The organism is Pseudomonas siliginis (assembly GCF_019145195.1).
Classification (GTDB): Bacteria; Pseudomonadota; Gammaproteobacteria; order Pseudomonadales; family Pseudomonadaceae; genus Aquipseudomonas; species Aquipseudomonas siliginis.
Window position 1 is genome coordinate 1 of sequence record NZ_JAHSTW010000045.1, and the last position, 332, is coordinate 332.

At 57.5% G+C, this 332-nt stretch carries 1 pseudogene; it reads left to right on the forward strand.

The features are described from left to right. Positions 1 to 332 (forward strand): annotated as a pseudogene (locus tag KVG87_RS25790) (hypothetical protein); the annotation flags it as partial.

The following is a 332-nucleotide window of genomic DNA, read 5'->3' on the forward strand; positions in this document are numbered from 1 at the left end:
CTCGAGCAATTCAGGCTCTACACCTTTGACGCCCAGCAGACACTGGACGGTCGACCGTCGCTACACAGTGACGAGCATGAATTGACGGTGGTGCTGCTGCCGCCAGAATTTCTCCAGCCGATACAACACGGCAAGTTGCCACGAACCGCATTGCTCAAGGGTACGGGCATGAGGGGCGGGGTTGTCGACGTCTGTCTGCAAGGGCTTGCCGAACCTCTGCTCAGTGATGTCATTGTGGATTGGGCGGGCAATTGGCAAGCCGAAGTGACGTTGCCGGTGGGCAGCAAAACGATCTGGGCCCGGCAAAGTTTCATGGATGAAAGCGGCAAACT